The organism is Microbacterium phycohabitans, from assembly GCF_032464935.1.
GTDB lineage: Bacteria > Actinomycetota > Actinomycetes > Actinomycetales > Microbacteriaceae > Microbacterium > Microbacterium phycohabitans.
Map to the genome: position 1 here is coordinate 316650 of NZ_JAWDIT010000001.1, position 20496 is coordinate 337145.

Annotated in this window: 19 protein-coding genes; 7 read left to right on the forward strand and 12 right to left on the reverse strand. The window is 70.9% G+C overall.

Translation table 11 applies throughout. The annotated features are described in order from the left end of the window. Positions 1–30 precede the first annotated feature (30 nt). The 3 genes from RWH44_RS01530 to RWH44_RS01540 are packed head-to-tail and all read right to left on the reverse strand — an operon-like array spanning position 31 to position 2233. Positions 31–1335 (reverse strand): GNAT family N-acetyltransferase, encoded by a 1305-nt coding sequence (locus RWH44_RS01530; protein WP_316003208.1) that lies wholly within the window; start codon positions 1333–1335, stop codon positions 31–33. A gap of 53 nt (positions 1336–1388) precedes the next feature. Next, entirely contained in the window at positions 1389–1631 is a 243-nt protein-coding gene (locus tag RWH44_RS01535; RefSeq protein ID WP_136586975.1) for a zf-HC2 domain-containing protein, read from the reverse strand. Then, complete coding sequence (locus RWH44_RS01540; protein WP_298875749.1) at positions 1628–2233, reverse strand: sigma-70 family RNA polymerase sigma factor; 606 nt, start codon at positions 2231–2233, stop codon at positions 1628–1630. The genes RWH44_RS01535 and RWH44_RS01540 overlap by 4 nt, the downstream gene beginning before the upstream one ends. Before the next feature lie 112 nt (positions 2234–2345). On the opposite strand from RWH44_RS01540, the gene aroA reads away from it, so the two are divergent. The 3 genes from aroA to bcp are packed head-to-tail and all read left to right on the forward strand — an operon-like array spanning position 2346 to position 5227. Then, positions 2346–3692, forward strand: a complete 1347-nt coding sequence (gene aroA / locus RWH44_RS01545) for a 3-phosphoshikimate 1-carboxyvinyltransferase (protein WP_316003209.1) — start codon at positions 2346–2348, stop codon at positions 3690–3692. A 3-nt stretch (positions 3693–3695) separates the two neighbouring features. Further along, positions 3696–4757, forward strand: a complete 1062-nt coding sequence (gene rsgA, locus RWH44_RS01550) for a ribosome small subunit-dependent GTPase A (protein ID WP_316003210.1) — start codon at positions 3696–3698, stop codon at positions 4755–4757. Then, on the forward strand, positions 4754–5227 hold the full coding sequence (gene bcp / locus RWH44_RS01555) for a thioredoxin-dependent thiol peroxidase (protein ID WP_298874584.1): 474 nt from the start codon (positions 4754–4756) through the stop codon (positions 5225–5227). The genes rsgA and bcp overlap by 4 nt, the downstream gene beginning before the upstream one ends. A gap of 53 nt (positions 5228–5280) precedes the next feature. On the opposite strand, the gene RWH44_RS01560 is transcribed toward bcp, so the two are convergent. Beyond that, the gene (locus RWH44_RS01560; protein WP_316003211.1) at positions 5281–5661 is read right to left on the reverse strand and encodes a histidine kinase; all 381 of its coding nucleotides are present in this window, start codon (positions 5659–5661) and stop codon (positions 5281–5283) included. Positions 5662–5871: 210 nt separating this feature from the next. Here RWH44_RS01560 and RWH44_RS01565 point away from each other — a divergent pair, with 210 nt between their 5' ends. Further along, positions 5872–6120, forward strand: coding sequence for a WhiB family transcriptional regulator (locus tag RWH44_RS01565; protein ID WP_013583608.1), 249 nt, complete (start codon positions 5872–5874; stop codon positions 6118–6120). Positions 6121–6306: 186 nt separating this feature from the next. On the opposite strand, the gene RWH44_RS01570 is transcribed toward RWH44_RS01565, so the two are convergent. Then, positions 6307–7803, reverse strand: a complete 1497-nt coding sequence (locus RWH44_RS01570) for a sensor histidine kinase (RefSeq protein WP_316003212.1) — start codon at positions 7801–7803, stop codon at positions 6307–6309. A gap of 225 nt (positions 7804–8028) precedes the next feature. On the opposite strand from RWH44_RS01570, the gene RWH44_RS01575 reads away from it, so the two are divergent. Both RWH44_RS01575 and RWH44_RS01580 read left to right on the forward strand, forming a co-directional pair. Next, on the forward strand, positions 8029–8310 hold the full coding sequence (locus tag RWH44_RS01575; protein WP_298874577.1) for a DNA-binding protein: 282 nt from the start codon (positions 8029–8031) through the stop codon (positions 8308–8310). 137 nt (positions 8311–8447) lie between these two features. Next, positions 8448–8882 carry an Rv3235 family protein gene (locus RWH44_RS01580; RefSeq protein ID WP_316003213.1) on the forward strand — a complete coding sequence of 145 codons (435 nt, stop codon included), beginning with the start codon at positions 8448–8450 and terminating at the stop codon, positions 8880–8882. Positions 8883–8983: 101 nt separating this feature from the next. On the opposite strand, the gene RWH44_RS01585 is transcribed toward RWH44_RS01580, so the two are convergent. Both RWH44_RS01585 and secA read right to left on the reverse strand, forming a co-directional pair. Next, a complete protein-coding gene (locus RWH44_RS01585; RefSeq protein WP_316003214.1) occupies positions 8984–10210 on the reverse strand; it encodes a pyridoxal phosphate-dependent aminotransferase in 1227 nt (408 codons plus the stop codon). 234 nt (positions 10211–10444) lie between these two features. Beyond that, entirely contained in the window at positions 10445–13243 is a 2799-nt protein-coding gene (gene secA, locus RWH44_RS01590) for a preprotein translocase subunit SecA (protein ID WP_298874569.1), read from the reverse strand. 184 nt (positions 13244–13427) lie between these two features. On the opposite strand from secA, the gene RWH44_RS01595 reads away from it, so the two are divergent. Continuing rightward, positions 13428–14741: a coiled-coil domain-containing protein gene (locus tag RWH44_RS01595; protein ID WP_316003215.1), complete on the forward strand. Its 1314-nt coding sequence runs from the start codon at positions 13428–13430 to the stop codon at positions 14739–14741. Between the two features lie 62 nt (positions 14742–14803). Here the strand turns inward: RWH44_RS01595 and hpf are convergent, their stop codons facing one another. The 5 genes from hpf to mtrA form a co-directional block, all read right to left on the reverse strand. Continuing rightward, on the reverse strand, positions 14804–15463 hold the full coding sequence (gene hpf, locus RWH44_RS01600) for a ribosome hibernation-promoting factor, HPF/YfiA family (RefSeq protein WP_298874564.1): 660 nt from the start codon (positions 15461–15463) through the stop codon (positions 14804–14806). Positions 15464–15556: 93 nt separating this feature from the next. Beyond that, positions 15557–16222 carry a ComF family protein gene (locus RWH44_RS01605; RefSeq protein ID WP_316003216.1) on the reverse strand — a complete coding sequence of 222 codons (666 nt, stop codon included), beginning with the start codon at positions 16220–16222 and terminating at the stop codon, positions 15557–15559. An 87-nt stretch (positions 16223–16309) separates the two neighbouring features. Continuing rightward, positions 16310–17968, reverse strand: coding sequence for an LpqB family beta-propeller domain-containing protein (locus tag RWH44_RS01610; protein WP_298874560.1), 1659 nt, complete (start codon positions 17966–17968; stop codon positions 16310–16312). Beyond that, the gene (mtrB, locus tag RWH44_RS01615; RefSeq protein ID WP_316003217.1) at positions 17965–19650 is read right to left on the reverse strand and encodes an MtrAB system histidine kinase MtrB; all 1686 of its coding nucleotides are present in this window, start codon (positions 19648–19650) and stop codon (positions 17965–17967) included. The genes RWH44_RS01610 and mtrB overlap by 4 nt, the downstream gene beginning before the upstream one ends. A gap of 7 nt (positions 19651–19657) precedes the next feature. Beyond that, the gene (gene mtrA, locus RWH44_RS01620) at positions 19658–20338 is read right to left on the reverse strand and encodes an MtrAB system response regulator MtrA (RefSeq protein WP_298874556.1); all 681 of its coding nucleotides are present in this window, start codon (positions 20336–20338) and stop codon (positions 19658–19660) included. Positions 20339–20496 lie beyond the last annotated feature (158 nt).

The window sequence follows — 20496 nt, forward strand, 5'->3', positions numbered from 1 at the left end:
AATCGTACGGCGCGATTCTATGAACGACCGTCAGTACCAGATGTCCAGCAGCGGGGTCGCTGCCGGAGCGAACGCCGCGTCGAGCGCGGCGAGCGTGCGGGCGTCGCCGCGGACGAGACCGGCGGACGCCAGCTCGGTGGCCCGGACCCCGCCCAGCAGCAGCGAGCCCAGGGCTCCGACGGTGAGGTCGACGTCGACCGCGGAGTCCGCGGACGCCGCGTCGACGGCGGCCTCCCCCGCGTCGTCGATGCGCACGGCCCAGGTGCCCTCGGCGAATCCGAGCGGGTCGTCGACCCGCACGATCAGCTCGAGCGGCGCCGCATACGCCCGCGACGTCAAGGCGCCAGCCACGTCGAGCACGCGCAACCAGTGGTGGTCGGTGAGCGTGGCGGTCACCGCCCGGCGGTCGGCCACCATCCACTGCACCGGCGGAACGGGAGCCTGCAGCCACGCCTTGACCCGGCCGACGAGATCGTGCTCGATCGCGAACCGCCACAGCGCGGCGTACGCGTCGTCGCCGTCGGCGAAGAGCGCCCGCACGGACAGGTCGTGGGCGGAGTAGTCGTCGGTCTCGTCGAGGGTGTACACCAGGATGCCGCGCTCCGCGCCGTCGACGTCGCGATAGACCACGGCCCGGACCTTCTCGGCCTCCTTGTCGCCGGGTGCCACCCCGGCCACCCCCCGCCAGCGGCCGTCCCATCCGGGCACGGAACCCGGGCGCCGGACGCGGACGCGCTCGTGGATCGCGTGCAGGCGCTCCGCGATGCCGTCGCGCGGGATGAAATCGAGCCGCCCGGGAGCCGTGGGCCCCGTCCACCGGGCGCGGCGTGCGTCGACGACGACGTCGGAGGCCCAGGCCGCGGGCGAGAAGCCCCACCGGCCGTAGATCGTCGCCTCGGTGACGGTCAGTCCGGCGAGCGCGAATCCGGCCGCGGCCGCTGTGCGCAGCTCGCCGCCGATCATCGCGCGGGCGATCCCCCGGCGCCGATGGGTGGGGGCCACCGTCACCGCGCTGATCGACCACAGGTCGGTCGTGCGTCCGGGCGAGGTGGTCAGCGTCGACGCCCACGAGTCGATCGTGCCGACGGGGACCTCGGGCTCGCTGCCGGCACGGTCGAACACCCCGGTCAGCCGGCGCGTGCGCAGCGTCTTCCTGGAGTTCGCCGCCTCGTCGTCGGTCGACTCCCCGCCGAGGAATCCTCGGGCGACCGCGCGCTGGAAGGGGCGGAACCCGTCGCCGTCGGCGTCGACCCGGGCGTACTCGAGACCGACGGCCGCCACCTCGGCGGCGGAGGTCTGGTCGAGGGGCAGCGTCAGGGTGTCGATGGATGCCATGACTCCAGCCTAGGGACCCCCTCCGACACGCGTCGGGTGGTTGCGGGCGGCGGTCAGTGGGTCGACTGGATCGCGCGCAGTCGCGAGAGCACCTGGTCGCGGAGCTCTTCGGGAGCCGTCTCCTTGCACGCCCGCGCCACCACCTCGGTCAGCGTCCGGGCGACGTGCGCCTCGTCCTGGCATCCGGGGCAGTTCTCCAGGTGCTCGCGGATGTCCTTCGCCTCGGTCTTGCAGACCTCGTTGCGCAGGTACTCCTCGAGGTCACGTCGCGCCTTGTCGCAGCCGCAGTCGCTCATTTCGTCTCTCCCGTCGCGGCCTGGATGCCGCGCTCCTTGGCGTAGTCCGACAGCAGGTCACGCAGAAGGCGTCGTCCGCGGTGCAGACGGCTCATGACCGTGCCGATCGGGGTTTTCATGATGTCGGCGATCTCCTGGTAGGCGAAGCCCTCGACGTCGGCGAGGTACACCGCCATCCGGAAATCCTCGGGGATCGACTGCAACGCGTCTTTGACGACGGATGCCGGCATGTGATCGATCGCCTCGGCCTCGGCCGAGCGGGCACTGCTGGCCGTGGTCGACTCGGCGCCGCCGAGCTGCCAGTCCTCCAGGTCGTCGATCGCGCTCTGGTAGGGCTCGCGCTGCTTCTTGCGATACGTGTTGATGTACGTGTTCGTCAGGATGCGGTAGAGCCACGCTTTGAGGTTGGTGCCCTGCGTGAAGCTGGCCCACGAGCCGAATGCCTTCACGAAGGTCTCCTGCACGAGGTCGGCAGCGTCCGCCGGGTTGCGCGTCATGCGCATGGCCGCGGCGTACAGCTGATCCATGAAGGGCAGGGCCTGCTCCTCGAACTGTGCGCGGGGCTCCACCTCGAGCGGGCCGGCGTCTGCGGTGTCGTTCATCGCGCGCCAGTCTACGTCGCGCGCCCCGACAGCCACCGGGGTGGTCGTTGCGGTGCGGTCGCGCTCCAGAAGTGCGGTCACGTGTCGTCCCCTTTCAGTAAGGTTGGAACCGATGACTCCCCTCGGGTATTCCCCTTCCGCCGCCACTCCCCGCGGTGCGTGGGACGCGCCCGTCGCCGACCGCCCCGTGGATGCCATGGTGACGGTGCCGGGCTCGAAGTCGTTGACCAACCGCGAACTCGTGCTCGCCGCGATCGCCGACGGTCCCGGCACGCTTCACGCCCCGCTGCATTCCGACGACTCCGCCCGCATGGTCGATGCGCTCCGCGCCCTGGGCGTGGCGATCGAGGAGATCGACACGGGCTCCCCCTTCGGTCCCGACCTGCTCGTCACCCCGCCCTCGAGCTTCCGGGGCGAGAGCGAGATCGACTGCGGCCAGGCCGGCACGGTCATGCGCTTCGTCGCCCCGCTCGCCGGCCTCGCCCGCGGCGACGTGCACGTCACGGCGCACGAGAGCGCCCTGCACCGCCCGATGGGGGCCATGATCCACGCGCTGCGGGCCGTCGGCGTCGACATCGACGACGGCGGGCACTGGGCCCTGCCGTTCTCGGTGCGCGGTCACGGTCACGTGCGCGGCGGCGAGGTCGAGATCGACGCCAGCCAGTCCAGCCAGTTCGTCTCGGGACTCCTCCTCGCGGCGCCGCGCTTCGACGTGGGCCTGCACCTGCGTCACGTGGGATCGCGCCTGCCGAGCATCCCCCACATCGACATGACCGTCGAATCCCTCGCCCATCGCGCGGTGCACGTCGAGCGTCCCGCCCCGGGAGAGTGGATCGTGCCGGCCGGCCCCGTGCGCGCCAAAGACGTCCACATCGAACCCGACCTCTCCAACGCGTCGCCCTTCCTCGCGGCGGCCATGGTCACGGGCGGATCGGTCACGATGTCGGGCTGGCCCCTGCACAGCACGCAGCCGGGCGCCCTCCTGGTCGACATCCTCGCCGAGATGGGGGCGCGCGTCAGTCGACGCGGCGGTGCCCTGACCGTGGCGGCCGGTGACGACGGCATCCTGGGGGTCGAGCTCGACCTCTCGGCCGCGGGAGAGCTCGCGCCCACCCTCTTCGGACTGGCGGCGTTCGCCGACGGCCCGACCACCCTGCACGGCATCGGGCACATCCGCGGGCACGAGACCGACCGCATCGCCGCCCTCGTGGGCAACTTCCGCTCCCTCGGCGGCGAGGCCCACGAACTCGACGACGGCATCCGCATCGTCCCCCGTCCCCTGCGCGGCGGCGTGTGGCGGGCCCATCACGACCACCGCATGGCGACCACCGGGGCCCTCATCGGACTCCGGGTCCCGGGCGTGCAGATCGACGACATCGGCACGACGGCCAAGACGCTCCCCCAGTTCGCGGGCCTCTGGCACGCGATGCTCGGCACGGACGCGGACGTCCGGGGCTGACGCGTGAGCTGGCTCGACGGCGCCGACGACGACGAGGACCTCGAGTTCGACGAGTCGTCGATCCGGGTGCGCCCCAACCCCAAGGCGAACCGGCCGCGCACGAAGCGCCGGCCCGCGCACGCCGACGCGCAGATCGCCCGCGTGATGGGCGTCGACCGCGGCCGGTACACCGTGCTCGTCGACGAGGACGGCCCCGATGAGCGACGCGTGCTCGCGACGCGCGCCCGCGAGCTGCGCAAGCAGCCCATCGTCAACGGCGACCGCGCCCGCGTCGTGGGCGACCTGTCGGGAGACGAGGGGTCGCTCGGGCGCATCGTCGGCATCGAGGAGCGCACCTCCCTGCTGCGCCGCAGCGCGGACGACACCGACCAGGTCGAGCGCGTCATCGTCGCCAACGCCGACCAGATGCTCATCGTGGTCGCCGCCGCCGATCCCGAGCCGCGCGAACGCCTGGTCGACCGGTACCTCGTCGCGGCGCTGGACGCCGGCATCCGTCCCCTGCTCGTGGTGACCAAGACCGACCTGGCCGATCCGACGGCGTTCCTCGCCCACTTCGACGGGATCGACCTGCGCGTCTTCACGAGCGCGCAGGCGGACATGCCGCTCGACGCGATCGGCGAGGCGCTCGCCGGCCACGTGACGGTGTTCGTGGGGCACTCGGGCGTGGGCAAATCGACCCTCGTGAACGCCCTCACCGGCTCCGAGCGCGCCACCGGACACGTCAACACCGTCACCGGTCGCGGCCGCCACACGTCGTCGTCGACGGTGTCGCTGCGCTACCGCGGCCCCGCCGGGTCGGGATGGGTCATCGACACCCCCGGGGTCCGCTCGTTCGGGCTGGGACACGTCGACCCGGCTCACGTGCTCGGCGCGTTCACCGACCTCGCCGAGGTCGCCGAGGAATGCCCCCGCGGGTGCACCCACCTGCCCGACGCCCCCGACTGCGCGATCATCGAGGCGGTCGAGTCTGGGCGGCTGGGGCCGGGCGCCGCGGCGAGACTCGACTCCCTGCAGCGCCTGCTGACGACGTTCCAGAGCATCGAGCGCTCTAGGCTGGACGGGTGACGAACCTCGACAAGGGCGACACCGCGCCCGACTTCACCCTTCTCGACCAGGACGAGCACCCCGTCTCGCTGAGCGACTTCCGCGGACGCCGCGTGATCCTGTATTTCTACCCCGCCGCGCAGACGCCCGGCTGCACCACGCAGGCGTGCGACTTCCGCGACAGCCTCGCCTCGCTGCAGGGCGCCGGCTACACGGTGCTCGGCATCTCGCGCGACACCCCCGAGAAGCTGCGCGCCTTCCGCGACAGCGACGGACTCACCTTCCCGCTGCTGAGCGACCCCGACCACGCGATCCACGAGGCCTACGGCGCGTGGGGGGAGAAGCAGAACTACGGCAAGACGATCACGGGCGTGCTGCGCTCGACCTTCGTCGTCGACGACGACGGCAAGATCGCCGAGGCGCTCTACAACGTCAAGGCGACCGGGCACGTCGCGCGCCTGCGCAAGACGCTCGGTCTCGACGCCGCCTGAGCCCGACGACGAAGGCCCCGCCCCGCTCCCGCGGCCGGCGGGGCCTTCTCGCGTCAGTCGTCGTCGCGGCGCCGCGGGGCCGCGGCGCGCACGGCGAGCACGAGCAGCACGAGGCCGATGACGGCGGGCACGGCGATGAAGATCGCGGCGCCCGGTGCGGCCCACTCCCCCGTGATCGCCCCGATCGCCACCGACAGCACGAGCAGCTGGGTGACGATGCCGCCCGACCGACCGGCCGACACGTCTCGCGCGGTGGCCACCCCGAAGGCGGCGACGATCGCCGCGCCGATGACGGTGAGCACGATCAAGGCGATGGAGCTGACCACCGAATCGGTGTCACCGCCGATGAGGGCGACGGTCTGCCACCCGGCGAGTGCCAGGATGCCGACGGCCTCGAGGCCGAGAAGGGCGGCTGCGGCCAGGCGAATGGGCATCCGAAGCCTCCCCGACGGGCGCGGCTGCGCCGTTACGATCCGGAAACCTGCCGGTTACCTCTTGATCAGGCGGAATCGCTATGGGAGCATGGAACAAGCCGTGTGCTCCCACAGCGAAGTGGGGCGAGCTATCGCTCGCGTTCCCACCAGGGTACCGGACCCGAATCCCGGTGCCGAATCGTCGAAATTTCTGTTACAAGGAGCACCCCTATGGATTGGCGCGACAAAGCAGCCTGCCTGACCGTCGACCCCGAACTGTTCTTCCCCGTCGGCAACACCGGCCCCGCGGTCGACCAGATCGAGAAGGCCAAGTCGGTCTGCGCGCGCTGCACCGTCACCGAGGTCTGCCTGCAGTACGCCCTCGAGTCCGGCCAGGACTCGGGCGTCTGGGGCGGCCTGAGCGAAGACGAGCGTCGCGCGCTCAAGCGCCGCGCCGCTCGCGCCCGCCGCGCCTCCTGACGACAGTCTCCGCGAAGACGCCCGCCCCTCGGGGCGGGCGTCTTCGCGTTGAGGGGCGCCGGTCCGTTCGACCGCCCGCAGATCCGTCCTGCGCTCGCGAAACGGCATCCGGGATCTGCGAGCACGCACACCCCGCGAGATTCGCGACCATCCGCAGAGGGAGAACGGATGCCGGGTCGCGGCGCCTCAGGAGGCGGAGCCGCCGATGTAGCGCAAGGGGATCTCGATCGTGACCTCGGTCCCGCTGCCCATGAGAGTGTGCCAGTCGATGGTTCCGCCGAGTTCGCCCTGGATGAGCGTCCGCACGATCTGCGTCCCCAGGCCGCGGCCCACCTGACCCTCGGGCAGACCGACGCCGGTGTCGCGGACGCTGACCTCGAGCATCTCGCCCGTGCGCTCGGCGGCGATCTCGACGTCGCCCTCCTGACCGGCCAGCCCGTGCTCCACGGCGTTCGTCACGAGCTCGGTGAGCGCGAGCGCCAGCGGCGTCGCGAACTGGCTGGGCAGCGTGCCGAACTTCCCCGTGCTGCGCGTGCGCGCGCGGGTGTTGGGGGCGGCCGCCACCTCGGCGACGAGCTTGAGCACGCGCGCGAAGACGTCGTCGAAGTCGACGTTCTGAGCGAGGCCCTCCGACAGCGTGTCGTGCACGACGGCGATGGCCGAGACGCGTCGCATGGCCTGCGTGAGCGCGTCCCGCGCCTCGTCGGAGTGCGTGCGCCGCGCCTGGATGCGCAGGAGCGACGCGACCGTCTGCAGGTTGTTCTTCACCCGGTGGTGGATCTCGCGGATCGTCGCATCCTTGGTGATGAGCTCCTGCTCCTGGTGGCGGATCTCGGTGACGTCGCGGCTGAGCACGATCGCGCCGATCCGGTTCCCGCGATCGCGCAGCGGGATGGTGCGCAGCGACACCTGCACCCCGCGCGCCTCCATGTCGGCCCGCCACGGCGCGCGCCCGCTCACCACCACGGGGAGCGACTCGTCGACGTCCAGGCGCTTGGCCGGCAGGATGCGGGCGGTGACCTCGGCGAGCGACTCGCCCTCGAGCTCGTCGTCGAAGCCCATGCGGTTGAACGCCGACAGCGCGTTGGGGCTCGCGAAGGTCGTGATCCCGTCGACGTCGAGACGGATCAGGCCGTCCGAGGCCCGCGGCGCCCCCCGTCGCGGTGCGGTGGGGGCGGAGAGGTCGGGGAACTCCGCCGACGAGATCATGCCGAACAGGTCGTCGGCGCAGTCGTTGAACGTGATCTGCTGGCGCGAGGGCGTGCGCGTCTCGCCGAGGTTCGTGTGCCGGGTCAGCACGCCGACGGTCGTGACGGCGTTCCCCTCGCGCGACAGTTCGCGCACGATCGGCACCGCGCGCACGCGCGTGGGCGTCTCCTCGAACCAGTCAGGGGATGCCGAGTCGACGATGCGCCCGCTCTGGAACGCCTCGCGCACCTGGGTGCGCCACTGCGGACGCACGCGGTCGCCGACGATGTCGCGGTAGAACAGCGTCGCCGCTCCCCCGGGCCGTGTGTGGGCGACAGCGACGAAGGAATCGTCGGGGGTCGGGACCCAGATCACGATGTCGGCGAACGCCAGATCGGCGAGCAGCTGCCCGTCGCCGGCGAGGCGGTGCAGCCACTCGACGTCGGCCTCGCTGGAGCGGCCCTGGGCGTAGACGAGTTCACTGAGTGTCGACACCCCTCCACCCTAGGGGCCGCTCCCGGACCGACGCGCGCCAGACGGCCCGGCCCGACCGCACCGGGTGACACGTCTGGTGAATTTTGGGGACGCCGCCGGCACGGGGTGGGCGAAACACGCTCGCGGGAAACGCGGTACGGAGCCGACGCACACGCGCGCGGCCACCCCGTCGGTCGCGTCCGGGTGAACCTCATGCACCCCCGGAACGGGGGACATCATGAGCGGATGCCAGCTGATCCTTCACCCGAAGAGAGGTTCGTCGACCTCGAACACGTCGCCGCCGTCCTCGCGGTCGCGCCGGACGACGTCATCGCCCTCGTGCACGAGGGGCATCTGCGAGGAGCGGAGGTGGGCTCACCCGCCCGGTGGCGCATCGATCAAGACAGCGTCGACATATACGTCGACTCCCGGACCGAGGACACCCGCCGGGCGGCGCTCTGGCGACAGTCGCAGGCAGCGAGCTTCCCCGAGCTGTGGGGTCGCGGAGAGGTGCGTCACGGCGACTGACGGCGTCTCCTCCCCACCTCACCCGTCGCATCGGTCATCCACAGGTGCCGCATATGCGCCGCATCGGGATTCCGCGCTCCCCTACTGTCGGCCGCACGTCATCCGCACTCGCCGAATCCGCACGACGGAGGAGACCCATGTCATTCGCAGCCGAACCCGATCCGGGACGCCCCCGCTCATCGCGACCACGCGGTGAGGAGTTCTTCGCCCGGCAGAAGACCTCGACCGCGCAGCTGCCCCCGCCCGAGGTGTTCGTGCGCAACATCGTGCGCGGCATCCTGGAAGTCCTCGCCGGCGTACGAGAGGTCGAGCAGCTCGCCCGCTGGCTGTCGGAGGAGGTCTACCGCTCCCTCGTCACGCGCGCCAACCTCGCCGCCCGCGCCCGCAGCGCCCGGCGCGTGCCCGCTCGACGCGACGTCCACGAGATCCGCAGCGTGCACATCTCCTCCCCCGCCGACGGAGTCATCGAGGCGACCGTCACGGCATCCGCGCGCACGCGGACGCGCGCCATCGCGCTGCGTCTCGAGGGGATGGACGGCCGCTGGCGCGTGACGGCCCTGGGACTGCTCTGATCGAACTCGCCTCGCGCGGCATCCGTCACGGCCGGCGGCGCTCCGGCCCGCCGGAGGACGCCACACGCTCCGGCGCGCCGGTCAGCACTGCGCGTGCGGCGTCACGGCCGCCAGGACGCGAGGAAGTTGCCGAGCCGTTCGATCGCGTCGCTGATGACGCGGGCCTCGGGCAGCGTCACGATGCGCACGTGGTCGGTGGCCGGCCAGTTGAAACCCGACCCCTGCACGAGCAGCACGTGCTCGGCGAGGAGGAAATCGCGCACGAACTGGGCGTCGTCGGGGATCTCGTACACCTCGGGGTCGAAGCGCGGGAACGCGTAGAGAGCGCCGCGCGGCATGACGCACGACACCCCGGGAATGGCCTCGAGGCCCTGCCAGGCGGCATCCCTCTGCTCGTGCAGGCGACCGCTCGGGGCGATGAGCGCATCGATCGACTGCACGCCCGACAGCGCCGCCTGCACCGCGAACTGCGCGGGCACGTTCGGGCACAGACGTGTGGACGCCAGCAGATTGATGCCGTGCAGGAAGCCCTGCGCGTGCTCCTTGGGGCCGGTGATGGCGAGCCAGCCCGAACGGTAGCCCGCGACGCGGTAGGTCTTCGACAGGCCGTTGAAGGTCAGCACCAGCAGGTCGGGCGCGACCGTGGCCATGGGGATGTGCACGGCGTCGTCGAAGAGGATGCGGTCGTAGATCTCGTCGGCCAGCACGAGGAGGGAGTTCTCCCGAGCGATGTCGGCGATGCCGTCGAGGATCTCGCGCGAGTACACGGCGCCGGTCGGGTTGTTCGGGTTGATGACGACGATCGCCTTGGTGCGCGGGGTGACCTTCGACCGGATGTCGTCGAGGTCGGGCTGCCACTCGCGCTGCTCATCGCACAGGTAGTGCACGGGCGTGCCCCCGCCCAGGCTCGTCATCGCCGTCCACAGGGGGTAGTCGGGGGCGGGGATGAGCACTTCGTCGCCCTCGTCGAGCAGCGCCTGCATGGTCATGGTGATGAGCTCGGACACCCCGTTGCCGAGGAAGACGTGGTCGGGGTCGAGGTGCGGGAAGCCGGGCTCCTGCTCGTATCGCGACACCACGGCACGCCGAGCCGACAGGATGCCGCGGCTGTCGCTGTAGCCGTGCGCGTTCGGCACCGACGCGATCATGTCGCGCACGATCTGGTGCGGCGCCTCGAAACCGAAGATCGCCGGGTTGCCGGTGTTGAGCTTGAGGATCGCGTGCCCCTCGGCCTCGAGTCGATCGGCCTCGACGAGGGCCTCCCCGCGGATCTCGTAGAGGACGTCTTTCAGCTTGGACGACTGGTCGAGAGGGCGAAGCGGGCTCATCGGTTCAGGATATCCCCGGGCCGATCCGGCCAATCGACACCCGGTGGACCGCACCCTCCCACCCTCTGCGGCGCCGTCGTGCGGAGGACACCGTCGACACCCCGTCATCGGCAGGCCTCGGTCCGGCGCGTCGCGCCCGACCTCCGCCCGGCGGCACGGCACGGCACGAATCCGCGCGGAGACGACGGATGCCGTGCCCCCACGCGGGGACACGGCATCCGGTATCGGTTACTTCTACTTCTTCTTGGCGGCGCGACGGTCGGCGCGGTTGCCGGACGCGGCCTCGGCGGGGGCATCGGTGCGCTGGCCGAAGGCTCCGCGCGCGCCCGCCGGAGCGGCGTCGGCGGCGGGCGCCGACGGCTGCGCCTGGCGGAGACGGTTGGTCGCCGCCTGCTGCACCTGGCCGCGGTCGTTGCGCACCTCGACCTCGCCCGCGTCGTTGGCCGCGGAGTACTCCAGGCGCTGCGTCTCGACCGGGGTGGGAGTCAGGCCCTTGGCCTCGACCTGTGCCGCGGGCTCGCCCTCGACGCTGCGCACCTCGACCTCGAGGTTGTAGAGGAAGCCGACCGACTCCTCCTTGATCTGCCCCATCATCGACTGGAACATCTGGTAGCCCTCGCGCTGGTACTCGATGAGCGGGTCGCGCTGGGCCATGGCCCGCAGGCCGATGCCGTCTTTCAGGTAGTCCATCTCGTAGAGGTGCTCGCGCCAGCGACGGTCGAGCACTTGGAGCACCACGCGGCGCTCGAGCTCCCGCAGAGCCTGCTCGCCGAGGGCCTTCTCGCGGTTCTCGTACGCGATGCGCGCGTCGGAGATGATCTCGCGCTTCAGCCCCTCGGGGGTGATGCGCCCCTTGTTGCCGCCGGCCTCGGCCACGACCTCGTCGATCGTCACGCTCACCGGGTAGAGGGTCTTCAGCTCGGTCCACAGTGCGTCGAAGTCCCACGACTCGGTGTGACCCGATCCGGTGTGGTCGTCGATGACGGCGGTGATGGCGTCCTCGATGAAGTGCTGAACGCGGTCGGCGATGTCATCGCCCTGGAGCATGTGACGACGGTCGGCGTAGATGGCCTCGCGCTGGCGGTTGAGCACGTCGTCGTACTTGAGGACGTTCTTGCGCATCTCGGCGTTGCGCGCCTCGACCTGCGACTGCGCGCTCTTGATCGCGCGCGAGACCAGGCCCGACTCGATCGCGACGTCGTCGGGGAAGTTGGTGCGGGCGAGGATCGCCTCGGCCGCGCCCGACTGGAACAGGCGCATGAGGTCGTCGGTGAGCGACAGGTAGAACCGGCTCTCGCCGGGGTCGCCCTGACGGCCGGAGCGACCGCGCAGCTGGTTGTCGATGCGGCGGGACTCGTGCCGCTCGGTGCCGAGCACGTACAGACCGCCCGCCTCGGTGACCTTGGCCGCCTCTTCGGCGACGGTGTCGCGCACGGCGGTGTAGACGGAGTCCCACTCCGCCTCGTAGGCCTCGGGCGTCTCGACCGGGTCGAGGTTCTTCGCCTTCATCTCCTGCACGGCCAGGAACTCGGCGTTGCCGCCGAGCATGATGTCGGTGCCGCGACCGGCCATGTTGGTGGCCACGGTGACGGCGCCGAGGCGACCGGCGCGGGCGACGATCTCGGCCTCTCGGGCGTGGTTCTTGGCGTTGAGCACCTCGTGGCGCACGCCCTTCTTCGCCAGCAGGCGCGAGAGGTACTCGCTCTTCTCGACGCTCGTCGTGCCGACCAGGACCGGCTGGCCCTTCGCGTGGCGCTCGACGATGTCTTCGACGACCTGGGCGAACTTGGCCGTCTCGTTCTTGTAGACGAGGTCGGACTGGTCCTTGCGGATCATCGGCTTGTTCGTCGGGATCGGGACGACGCCCAGCTTGTAGGTCGACATGAACTCGGCCGCCTCGGTCTCGGCGGTACCGGTCATGCCGGAGAGCTTCTCGTACAGGCGGAAGTAGTTCTGCAGCGTGACGGTGGCGAGCGTCTGGTTCTCGGCCTTGACCGGCACGTTCTCCTTCGCCTCGATCGCCTGGTGGATGCCCTCGTTGTAGCGGCGGCCGACCAGGATGCGGCCGGTGTGCTCGTCGACGATCATGACCTCGTCGTTCATCACGACGTAGTCGGTGTCGCGCTTGAACAACGCGATCGCCTTGATCGAGTTGTTCAGGAACGAGATGAGCGGGGTGTTCGCCGACTCGTACAGGTTGTCGATGCCGAGGTAGTCCTCGACCTTCTCGATGCCGGGCTCGAGCACGCCGATGGTGCGCTTCTTCTCGTCGACCTCGTAGTCGACGCCGGCCTCGAGGGTGCGGGCGAGCTTGGCGAACTCGGCGAACCAGCGATTGGCCTCGCCGGATGCCGGCCCCGAGATGATCAGCGGCGTGCGCGCCTCGTCGATGAGGATCGAGTCGACCTCGTCGACGATGGCGAAGAAGTGACCGCGCTGCACGAGGTCTTCCTTGCGCCAGGCCATGTTGTCGCGCAGGTAGTCGAAGCCGAACTCGTTGTTCGTGCCGTAGCTGATGTCGGCCTCGTACTGCTCGCGGCGCACCTCGGGGGTCTGGCCCGCGACGACGGTGCCCGTGGTCATGCCGAGCGCGCGGTAGACGCGGCCCATGAGCTCGGACTGGTAGCTCGCGAGGAAGTCGTTGACCGTGATGACGTGAACGCCCTTGCCGGCGATGGCGTTGAGGTAGGCCGGCAGGGCCGCGGTGAGCGTCTTGCCCTCACCGGTCTTCATCTCGGCGATGTTGCCCAGGTGCAGGGCCGCGCCGCCCATGATCTGCACGTCGTAGGGACGCTGGCCGAGCGTGCGCTTGGCGGCCTCGCGGACGGCGGCGAACGCCTCGGGCATGAGCTGATCCAGCGTCTCGCCCGCGTCGTAGCGGGCGCGCAGCTCGATGGTCTCGTTGCGCAGTTCGTCGTCGGTGAGCTGCTCGTAGTCCTCTTCGAGGGCGCCGGTCGCCTTGACGACGCCCTGCAGGCGGCGCAGGATGCGGCCTTCGCCGGCGCGCAGCAGTTTCTCGAGCGGATTTGCCACGAAGAATCTCCATCTGTCGGGTGCGGCGCCCGCGCGGACGCCGGCCTGCGAACAGGCATACGACCCTCATGCTATCCGTGTTACCCGTTCGTGACCTGCGAGGAGGCCGCAATCCGAAAGTCTCTGTGCGCGCCCGTAGCGAACACACGGCGACGCCTCGGAAACCGCCGCTTAGGATCGATCCATGGCCGGTTTCTGGGGCAAAAGGAAGCGCGAAGAGCAGGACGCGGCGGATGCCGATCTCGCCCGTCGAGCGGAGCTCGCGATCGTCGCCGCCGACGAGCGGGTCCGCCTCACCTCCGACGAGCTCGACTTCGCCCGCGCCGAGCTCGGCGACAAGGCCACGGAAGACCTCGCGGCGGCTCTGGACTCGGTCCGCACGCACCTCGCCGAGGCGTTCCAGCTGCACCAGCTGAACCACGACGAGATCCCCGACACCAAGGAAGAGCTGCGCACGCGCAACGCGCGCATCATCCAGCTGTCGGAGTGGGCGGAGGATCTGCTCGAGGAGCGCACGCAGGTGCTCCAGCCCAAGATCGACGCCGTGCGCCGCGCACCGGAGATCCTCGCCCGCGTGCGCGCGGACCGCGACCGGCTCGCGGAGCGCGTGCCCAACGCCCGCGAGGTCGTCGAGCGGCTCTCGCGTCGCTACAGCGACTCCGCTCTCGCCCAGATCGGCGGCAATCCCGACGAGATCGAGCAGCTGCTCGACTTCGCCGTGCACACCGCGAGCGTGTCGGAGCGACGTCGAGAAGCCGGCCAGCGCGAGCAGGCCTCCGTCGCCCTCGAGGCGGCGACCGAGGCGGTGCGTCGCGCCGAATCGCTTCTGGACGCCGTCGACACGTTCGAGATCGAGGCGCTGCGCGCCGAGTCGACTCTCGCCGCCGTCGTCGACGACTCGCGCAACGACCTGATCGAGGCGCGGATGGGTCCCCAGACGCCCATCGTGACCAAGGCGATGGCCACCCTCCAGCAGGCCCTGTCCGCGCTGCCCGCGTCGGGCACGCGCAGCGATCCCTTCGCCGCGCTCTCGTCTCTGCGCCAGGCCAACTCCGACCTCGACCTCGCCCGCGAACGCGCCGCCCGCCCGGTGCCGTCGCAGGAGCAGGTGGAGCACGCGATCGATGACGCCGACCGTCAGCTGGCGGTCGCACGCGGTCTCATCACCGGACACCGCGGCTGGATCGGAGCCGACGCCCGCACCCGATTCGTCGAAGCCGAACGCCTGCGCGCCGGTCTCCCCCTCGGCCCCGTCGCCGAGGATCAGCGCGAGACGACCCTCGCCACCGCTCGTCGTGCCGGGTCGCTGGCATCCGAGGCCCTCCAGATCGCGCAGCGCGACATCGAGCAGTCCCGCCCCAACGACTGGGGCGGCGACGGTTACGGTCGCGGTGGCGGTTATGGCCGCGGCGGCGGCATGGGCGGCGGCAACATGGTCGGCGGCATGCTCGGCGGCCTCGTCATCGGTTCGCTGCTGGGCGACATCTTCGACGGCTGACATCTCGCCCGTCCACGACGAAGCCCCCGGCCGCTCGGCCGGGGGCTTCGTCGTTCACCGCGTCAGGAGGCGACGGGCACCGCCGGCGACGCCTGCGTCGTCAGCTCGATCACGCCGTAGTCCCATCCCTTGCGGCGGTAGACGACGCTGGGGTGGTCGGTGCGCGCGTCGATGAAGAGGAAGAAATCGTGCCCGACCAGCTCCATGCGGTCGACCGCGTCTTCGACCGTCATCCACTCGGCCTCGAACTCCTTCTGCCGGATGACGACGGGGCAGTAGTCCTCTTCTTCGGCCTCGGCCTGCACCGGGACGGACCCGGTGGCGACGGCGCGCAGCACGTCGACGGAGGCGGGTTCGACGTCGATCCCGGCGAGTTCTCCGGTGCCCTTCTCGAACTTCGCGCCGCGAGGGTGGTTGCGGGCGTCGACGCGCTTGTCCTTCGCGCGACGCACCTGTTCCGAGATCTTGTCGACCGCGAGGTCGAGAGCGGCGAACTTGTCGGCGTCCGTGGCCTCGGCACGCACCACAGGGCCCTTGCCGTCGAGGGTGAGCTCGACCGTGTCGTCTTCCATTCGACCGTTGCGATAGGAGCGATGCGTGACCTTGACCTCGAGCGTGTGGGCTCGGGGAGCCAGGTGCTCGATGCGGCTGACCTTCTCTTCGACCACCGAGCGGAATCGATCGGTGATTCCGACTCCCACGCCGACGATGTTGGTGTCCATCCGTGACCTCCTTGTTCCGGGTTCCGCCCGGTCTAAGGGCGGAACGTCCGTCGCCTTCAGTCATCCCTACGCTAGTGCCGCGGCCCCGCGCTGTCACGTGTCGATCACCTCTGATTCACCTCCGAGACCCCCGTGGCGCGGCGTGTGCGCCACCGTCACGGCGACGACCGTGGCAGCCCCCGCCTCGCGCAGCGCCCTCGCCCCCTCGAGCAGCGTGGCCCCCGTCGTCACGACGTCGTCGACCAGCACGACGGGGATCCCCGCGACAGGACCGGCGACGAAAGCTCCCCCGACGTTGCGGCGACGCGCGTCGCGATCGAGACCCCGCTGGTCGAGCGGGGTACGACGAAGGCGCAGGAGCCGTCGATCGCGGTACCCCGCACGACGCAGGATGAGCTCGACCGGGCGGTACCCCCGTCGCCTCAGAGCGGCCCGCGTCGACGGGACGGTGGTGATCAGCGCATCGGGCGGCGCACCGCGGAGGACTTCGCGCAGGGCCGGAGCGAGGGCGCGAGCGAGCGGTGTCCGCCCCTCCTCCTTCAGCGCGCGGACGACCCGGGCGGTCGGTCCCGCGAAGGGGAGCGCACTCGTCACGGTCAGGTCCGGTGCGAGCACGCGGCGCACCGGGCGCGGGACGAGGGCACGGCGGCATCCCTCGCACACCTCGGCGTCGAGGGCCCCGCATCCGGCGCAGGCGACGGGAAGCCAGAACGTGAGGGCGTCGCGCAGCGACGCGGTGACCAGAAATCGGACGTCCATGCCCCGAGCATGGGGCACCCCGCCGCCGGGCGGCTGCCCGACCTCGCCGCGGTGGAGGGGTCGCCGCCTGGGGAGGAGTGGCTCAGATCACGAGGTGGTGCCCTGCTGCGCCGCCAGCACGCGGATGCCGGAGGCCACGAGCGTCCACGAGCTGCCGCGACGACTGTAGAGACGACCCTGGTCGTCCAGGACGCGCACGCTCGTGCTCCCGGCGGCGAGGGTGCGCGCCCCATCCGGCGCGGTCGCCTCCGTGCCGCGCCCACCGACGTTGAGCTCGCGCAGGCGGTCCACTCCGTCGGCGCTGACCAGCACGCCCACCGTCGTGTCGTCGAGCCACGCCAGATCGAAGGCGCCCTGCTGGCTGAACGACAGCACGTGCGGCGGCCCGAGGTTCACCTCGGTGTTCTCGCGTTCGATGCCGGCCACCCAGACCTCGCGCACGCCCGAGACGGTGACGATCGCCGCGATCCGCGTGCCGTCACGCGACACCTGCATCGACACGATCTCGGAGGCGTCGGGCCAGGCGTTGCCGACCGCCCGGGGAACGCCCTCGGCGGTGATCGCTCGAACCTGCGTGGGGGCGTTGGCCGGCACGCTCCAGATCTCGCCCTGGCCGTCGATGGAGGGGGCGATGAGCCCCGCGCGGTCGTCGAGCAGGAACGTCCGGCCGTCGCTCAGGGCGCTCGCGACGGTCCCCTGCTGGGTGCGGACGGCGGCGAGACTCCGGTCGGCCTCGAGCTCGACGGCGGAGGGGTTGAGCGATTCCACGGCGTCGGAGAGACCGTCGATCGGTTCCACCGCGTCGCCGGCGAGCACGCCGAACGCCCCGATCGAGGTGAGCACGGCCGGCGACGGATCGACGCGCGTTACGCGCACCGACACCTCGGAGGCGGCGATGGGGGTCCCCTCCACGGTCATCTGCACCTCGTTGATGCCCGCGGTGGCGAGGCTGCGCACGAGCTGGGTCTGCATGCGGTCCAGCGTCGTGCGGTCGAGGCTGAGCGCGGCCCGCGGGAGCTGCACCTGCGCGATGCCGTCGGACGAGAGCGTCACCGAACGCCCGACCAACGAGAGCTCGTCGGGGAAGGCGCTGCGCACGGCGCCGGCGAGCCAGGCGCTGGGCTGCCCGTCGACGAGGGCGGTCGCGATCCGGCTCGCCACGAGCGGCCGGGGGAACCACCGCACGTCGGGGACGATGAAGCTGTACGACGGGTCGAAGTAGGCCACGGATGCCGACTGGTAGACGGTCGGGAACACCTCTTCGTAGAGCACGACGCCGTCGGGCGCGGAGGTGATGCGCCACTGGTCGTCGACGCGGGCGAGCGTGTAGCTCAGGGTCTCCGCCGAGCCGGCGGCCGTCGGAGAGTAGGCACCATCGGCGTCCACCGCGGCGATCGTCGTGAGGGCGACCGCGACCGAGGTTCCGTCGGCGCTGGGAGTGGCACGCCGATCGGCGAGGCGGTCGATCGTCACGCGCGATCGGGGATCCCACTGCGCACCGGGCGCGAGGAAGAGCTTCGCGGTGGCCCAGTCGTCGGCGGGACCGGAACCCGCGCGCAGGAACCCCTCGACGATCTCGGCGGGGGTCGCATCCTCCTGGGGTCCGTCGGGGACGAACGCGAACGCCTGGGTGTCGTCGACCTGGGGGCCGCGACCCGGATTGACGTAGCCGGAGGTCGGCAGCCCCGTGCACGCGGTGAGGGCCAGCACGAGCATCAGGCTCAGCAGCGAGAGAGCGCGTCTCATGTCGTCCTCCTGACGCCGGGGCGGGTGGAGATCGGCTGCGTCAGCCCGAGGGCCTCGAGCGCTCCGCCCTGCTCGTCGTCGGGCACGAGGGGCAGCGGTGAGCCCGTGACGGGCCGGCCGTCGCGCGGGAGCGTGAGGACGAAGTTGGATCCGCGGCCGGGCTCGGACCACACCGCGAGCGTCCCGCCGTGCAGACGCGCGTCGCCGAGGGCGATCGACAGGCCCAGGCCCGTCCCGCCGATGGTGCGCACGCGCGAGGGGTCCGCCCGCCAGAAGCGGTCGAAGACGCGCTCGACGTCCTCGCTCTTCATGCCGAGACCGAAGTCGCGCACGCCCAGGGCCACGAAATCCCGGTCGCTGTCGACCGAGACGACGATCGGACGACCCTCCCCGTGCTCGATGGCGTTGCCGAGGAGATTGCGCACGATGCGGCGCACCCGCCGGGCGTCCATGTCGACGGGCGTGTAGCCCCCGGGTGCGACCAGCCGCACGTCGGAGCCGTGGCCCTCGGCCAGCTGCTCCATCGACTCGATGACGTCCTCCGCGAGGTGCGCGAGGCTCGTCGCCTCCCGCTCGAGCTGCACGGACCCGGCGTCGTAGCGGCTGATCTCGAGGAGGTCGGTCAGCAGGACCTCGAAACGCTGCACCTGCGCGTGCAGCAGTTCGGCGGCGCGACCGGTCACCGGATCGAACTCCTCGCGCTGGTCGTTGATGATGTCGGCCGCGAGCTTGATGGTCGTCAACGGCGTGCGCAGTTCGTGAGAGACGTCGGACACGAACCGCTGCTGCACGAGCGACAGGTCGGCGAGTTCCTTGATCTGGGACTCGATGCTGTCGGCCATCGCGTTGAAGGAGCGGTTCAGGGTCGCCAGCTCATCCTCGCCTCGCACGGGGAGGCGCACCCCCAGGTCACCCGCGGCGAGCTTCGCGCTGGTCTCGGCGGCATCCGCGATGGGGGTGGTCACCGATCTCAGCACGAACCAGGCGATCGCACCGATGAGCACCACCAGCACCAGTCCGACGACCCACAGCAGCACCTGGACGAACGCGAGGGTCTGCGAGGCGCTCGTGAGGTCGTACCCCATGTACAACTCGTAGGAATCGACACCGTCTTCGGCGGGGAAGCGCAACTGATGCCCCACGAGGATGCCGGGTACCTCGCGGCCGTTGTCGGAGGGCAGGGCCACGGACTGCCACCACTGCAGGTCGGGGCTCGACTGCACCTGCGTGCGCAGGGCGTCGCTGACCAGGGTCGACTCGAACGCGGGCGAGATGAAGGGCTGGGGGGCCAGCGGCGACGGCGGGCCGATGCGGTAGAGCGCGATCAGATCGCTCGAGGACTGCTGCGACAGGCGGGTGGCGATGCCGTTCATCAACGTCTGGGCGGCGGCGGGGTCGGTCGAGTCGACCGCGGCGTCGAGGGTCGCCTGGGCTGCGGCCGTGGCGCGCTGCGCCTCGAGCAGCACCTGGTCCTTGCGGGCGGTGAAGAGCTCGTTCTGGATGACGAGCGCCATCGCGACGCAGGTGACGAGGATCGTTGCCGCGGTGAGCGTCACCGTGATCACGATCGTGCGGAATCGCAGGGAGCGCCGCCACAGCGTCGCGAGGCGGTCGCGGACCGATCGCCAGTCGCGCCAGCCGCCGACCCGCGGGGAGGAGACGGTGCGCACGGCGCCCGTCATGGGAGCCTCAGGCCACCGCGCCGGCGCGGTAGCCCACGCCGCGCACGGTGGTCACGATCCGCGGATTGTCGGGGTCGGCCTCGATCTTCGCGCGCAGTCGCTGCACGTGCACGTTCACCAGTCGCGTGTCGGCCTTGTAGTGGTAGCCCCACACCTGCTCCAGCAGCATCTCGCGGGAGAAGACCTGTTGCGGCTTCTCGGCGAGCGCGACGAGGAGCTCGAACTCGAGCGGGGTGAGGGCGATGGGCGCGTCGCCGCGACGCACCTCGTGGGCGGCGACGTCGACGACGAGGTCGCCGATGCGCAGGGTCTCGTCGGCCGGGTTCTGGGCGGGCCGCAGGCGCGTGCGGATGCGCGCGACCAGCTCCTTCGGGTTGAACGGCTTGACGATGTAGTCGTCGGCTCCCGACTCGAGTCCCTTGACCACGTCGGCCGTGTCGGTGCGGGCGGTGAGCATGATGATCGGGATGCCAGACTCCGCGCGCACGCGCGTGCAGATCTCGATGCCGTCGACGCCGGGGAGCATGAGGTCGAGGAGGATGAGGTCGGGCCGTTCCGAGCGCCACGCGTCGACGGCCTGGGCTCCGTCGGCGCAGAACACGGTGTCGAATCCCTCGGTGCGCAGCACGATGCCGATCATCTCGGCCAGTGCGGTGTCGTCGTCGACAACCAGGATCCGTGAAGTCATTCGGATGTACGTCTTCCGTCTCGAACCCGTTCGGGGGCGGGCATGACGCCCCGAGTGGGGGCATGTCCCATCGAGAGTAGTCGACCTGTCTGCAGGGCAGGCGTGCGTGTCGGAGGTCTATGACACGATGAGGGCACCGCCATGTGACGAGGAGGGGC

Excerpts from the sequence above, each read along its gene's own strand:
- RWH44_RS01530 (WP_316003208.1), bottom strand. The coding sequence starts at position 1,335 with ATGGCATCCATCGACACCCTGACGCTGCCCCTCGACCAGACCTCCGCC.
- RWH44_RS01535 (WP_136586975.1), bottom strand. The coding sequence starts at position 1,631 with ATGAGCGACTGCGGCTGCGACAAGGCGCGACGTGACCTCGAGGAGTAC.
- RWH44_RS01540 (WP_298875749.1), bottom strand. The coding sequence starts at position 2,233 with ATGAACGACACCGCAGACGCCGGCCCGCTCGAGGTGGAGCCCCGCGCA.
- aroA (WP_316003209.1), top strand. The coding sequence starts at position 2,346 with ATGACTCCCCTCGGGTATTCCCCTTCCGCCGCCACTCCCCGCGGTGCG.
- RWH44_RS01560 (WP_316003211.1), bottom strand. The coding sequence starts at position 5,661 with ATGCCCATTCGCCTGGCCGCAGCCGCCCTTCTCGGCCTCGAGGCCGTC.
- RWH44_RS01565 (WP_013583608.1), top strand. The coding sequence starts at position 5,872 with ATGGATTGGCGCGACAAAGCAGCCTGCCTGACCGTCGACCCCGAACTG.
- RWH44_RS01575 (WP_298874577.1), top strand. The coding sequence starts at position 8,029 with ATGCCAGCTGATCCTTCACCCGAAGAGAGGTTCGTCGACCTCGAACAC.
- RWH44_RS01580 (WP_316003213.1), top strand. The coding sequence starts at position 8,448 with ATGTCATTCGCAGCCGAACCCGATCCGGGACGCCCCCGCTCATCGCGA.
- RWH44_RS01585 (WP_316003214.1), bottom strand. The coding sequence starts at position 10,210 with ATGAGCCCGCTTCGCCCTCTCGACCAGTCGTCCAAGCTGAAAGACGTC.
- RWH44_RS01595 (WP_316003215.1), top strand. The coding sequence starts at position 13,428 with ATGGCCGGTTTCTGGGGCAAAAGGAAGCGCGAAGAGCAGGACGCGGCG.
- hpf (WP_298874564.1), bottom strand. The coding sequence starts at position 15,463 with ATGGACACCAACATCGTCGGCGTGGGAGTCGGAATCACCGATCGATTC.
- RWH44_RS01605 (WP_316003216.1), bottom strand. The coding sequence starts at position 16,222 with ATGGACGTCCGATTTCTGGTCACCGCGTCGCTGCGCGACGCCCTCACG.
- RWH44_RS01610 (WP_298874560.1), bottom strand. The coding sequence starts at position 17,968 with ATGAGACGCGCTCTCTCGCTGCTGAGCCTGATGCTCGTGCTGGCCCTC.
- mtrB (WP_316003217.1), bottom strand. The coding sequence starts at position 19,650 with ATGACGGGCGCCGTGCGCACCGTCTCCTCCCCGCGGGTCGGCGGCTGG.
- mtrA (WP_298874556.1), bottom strand. The coding sequence starts at position 20,338 with ATGACTTCACGGATCCTGGTTGTCGACGACGACACCGCACTGGCCGAG.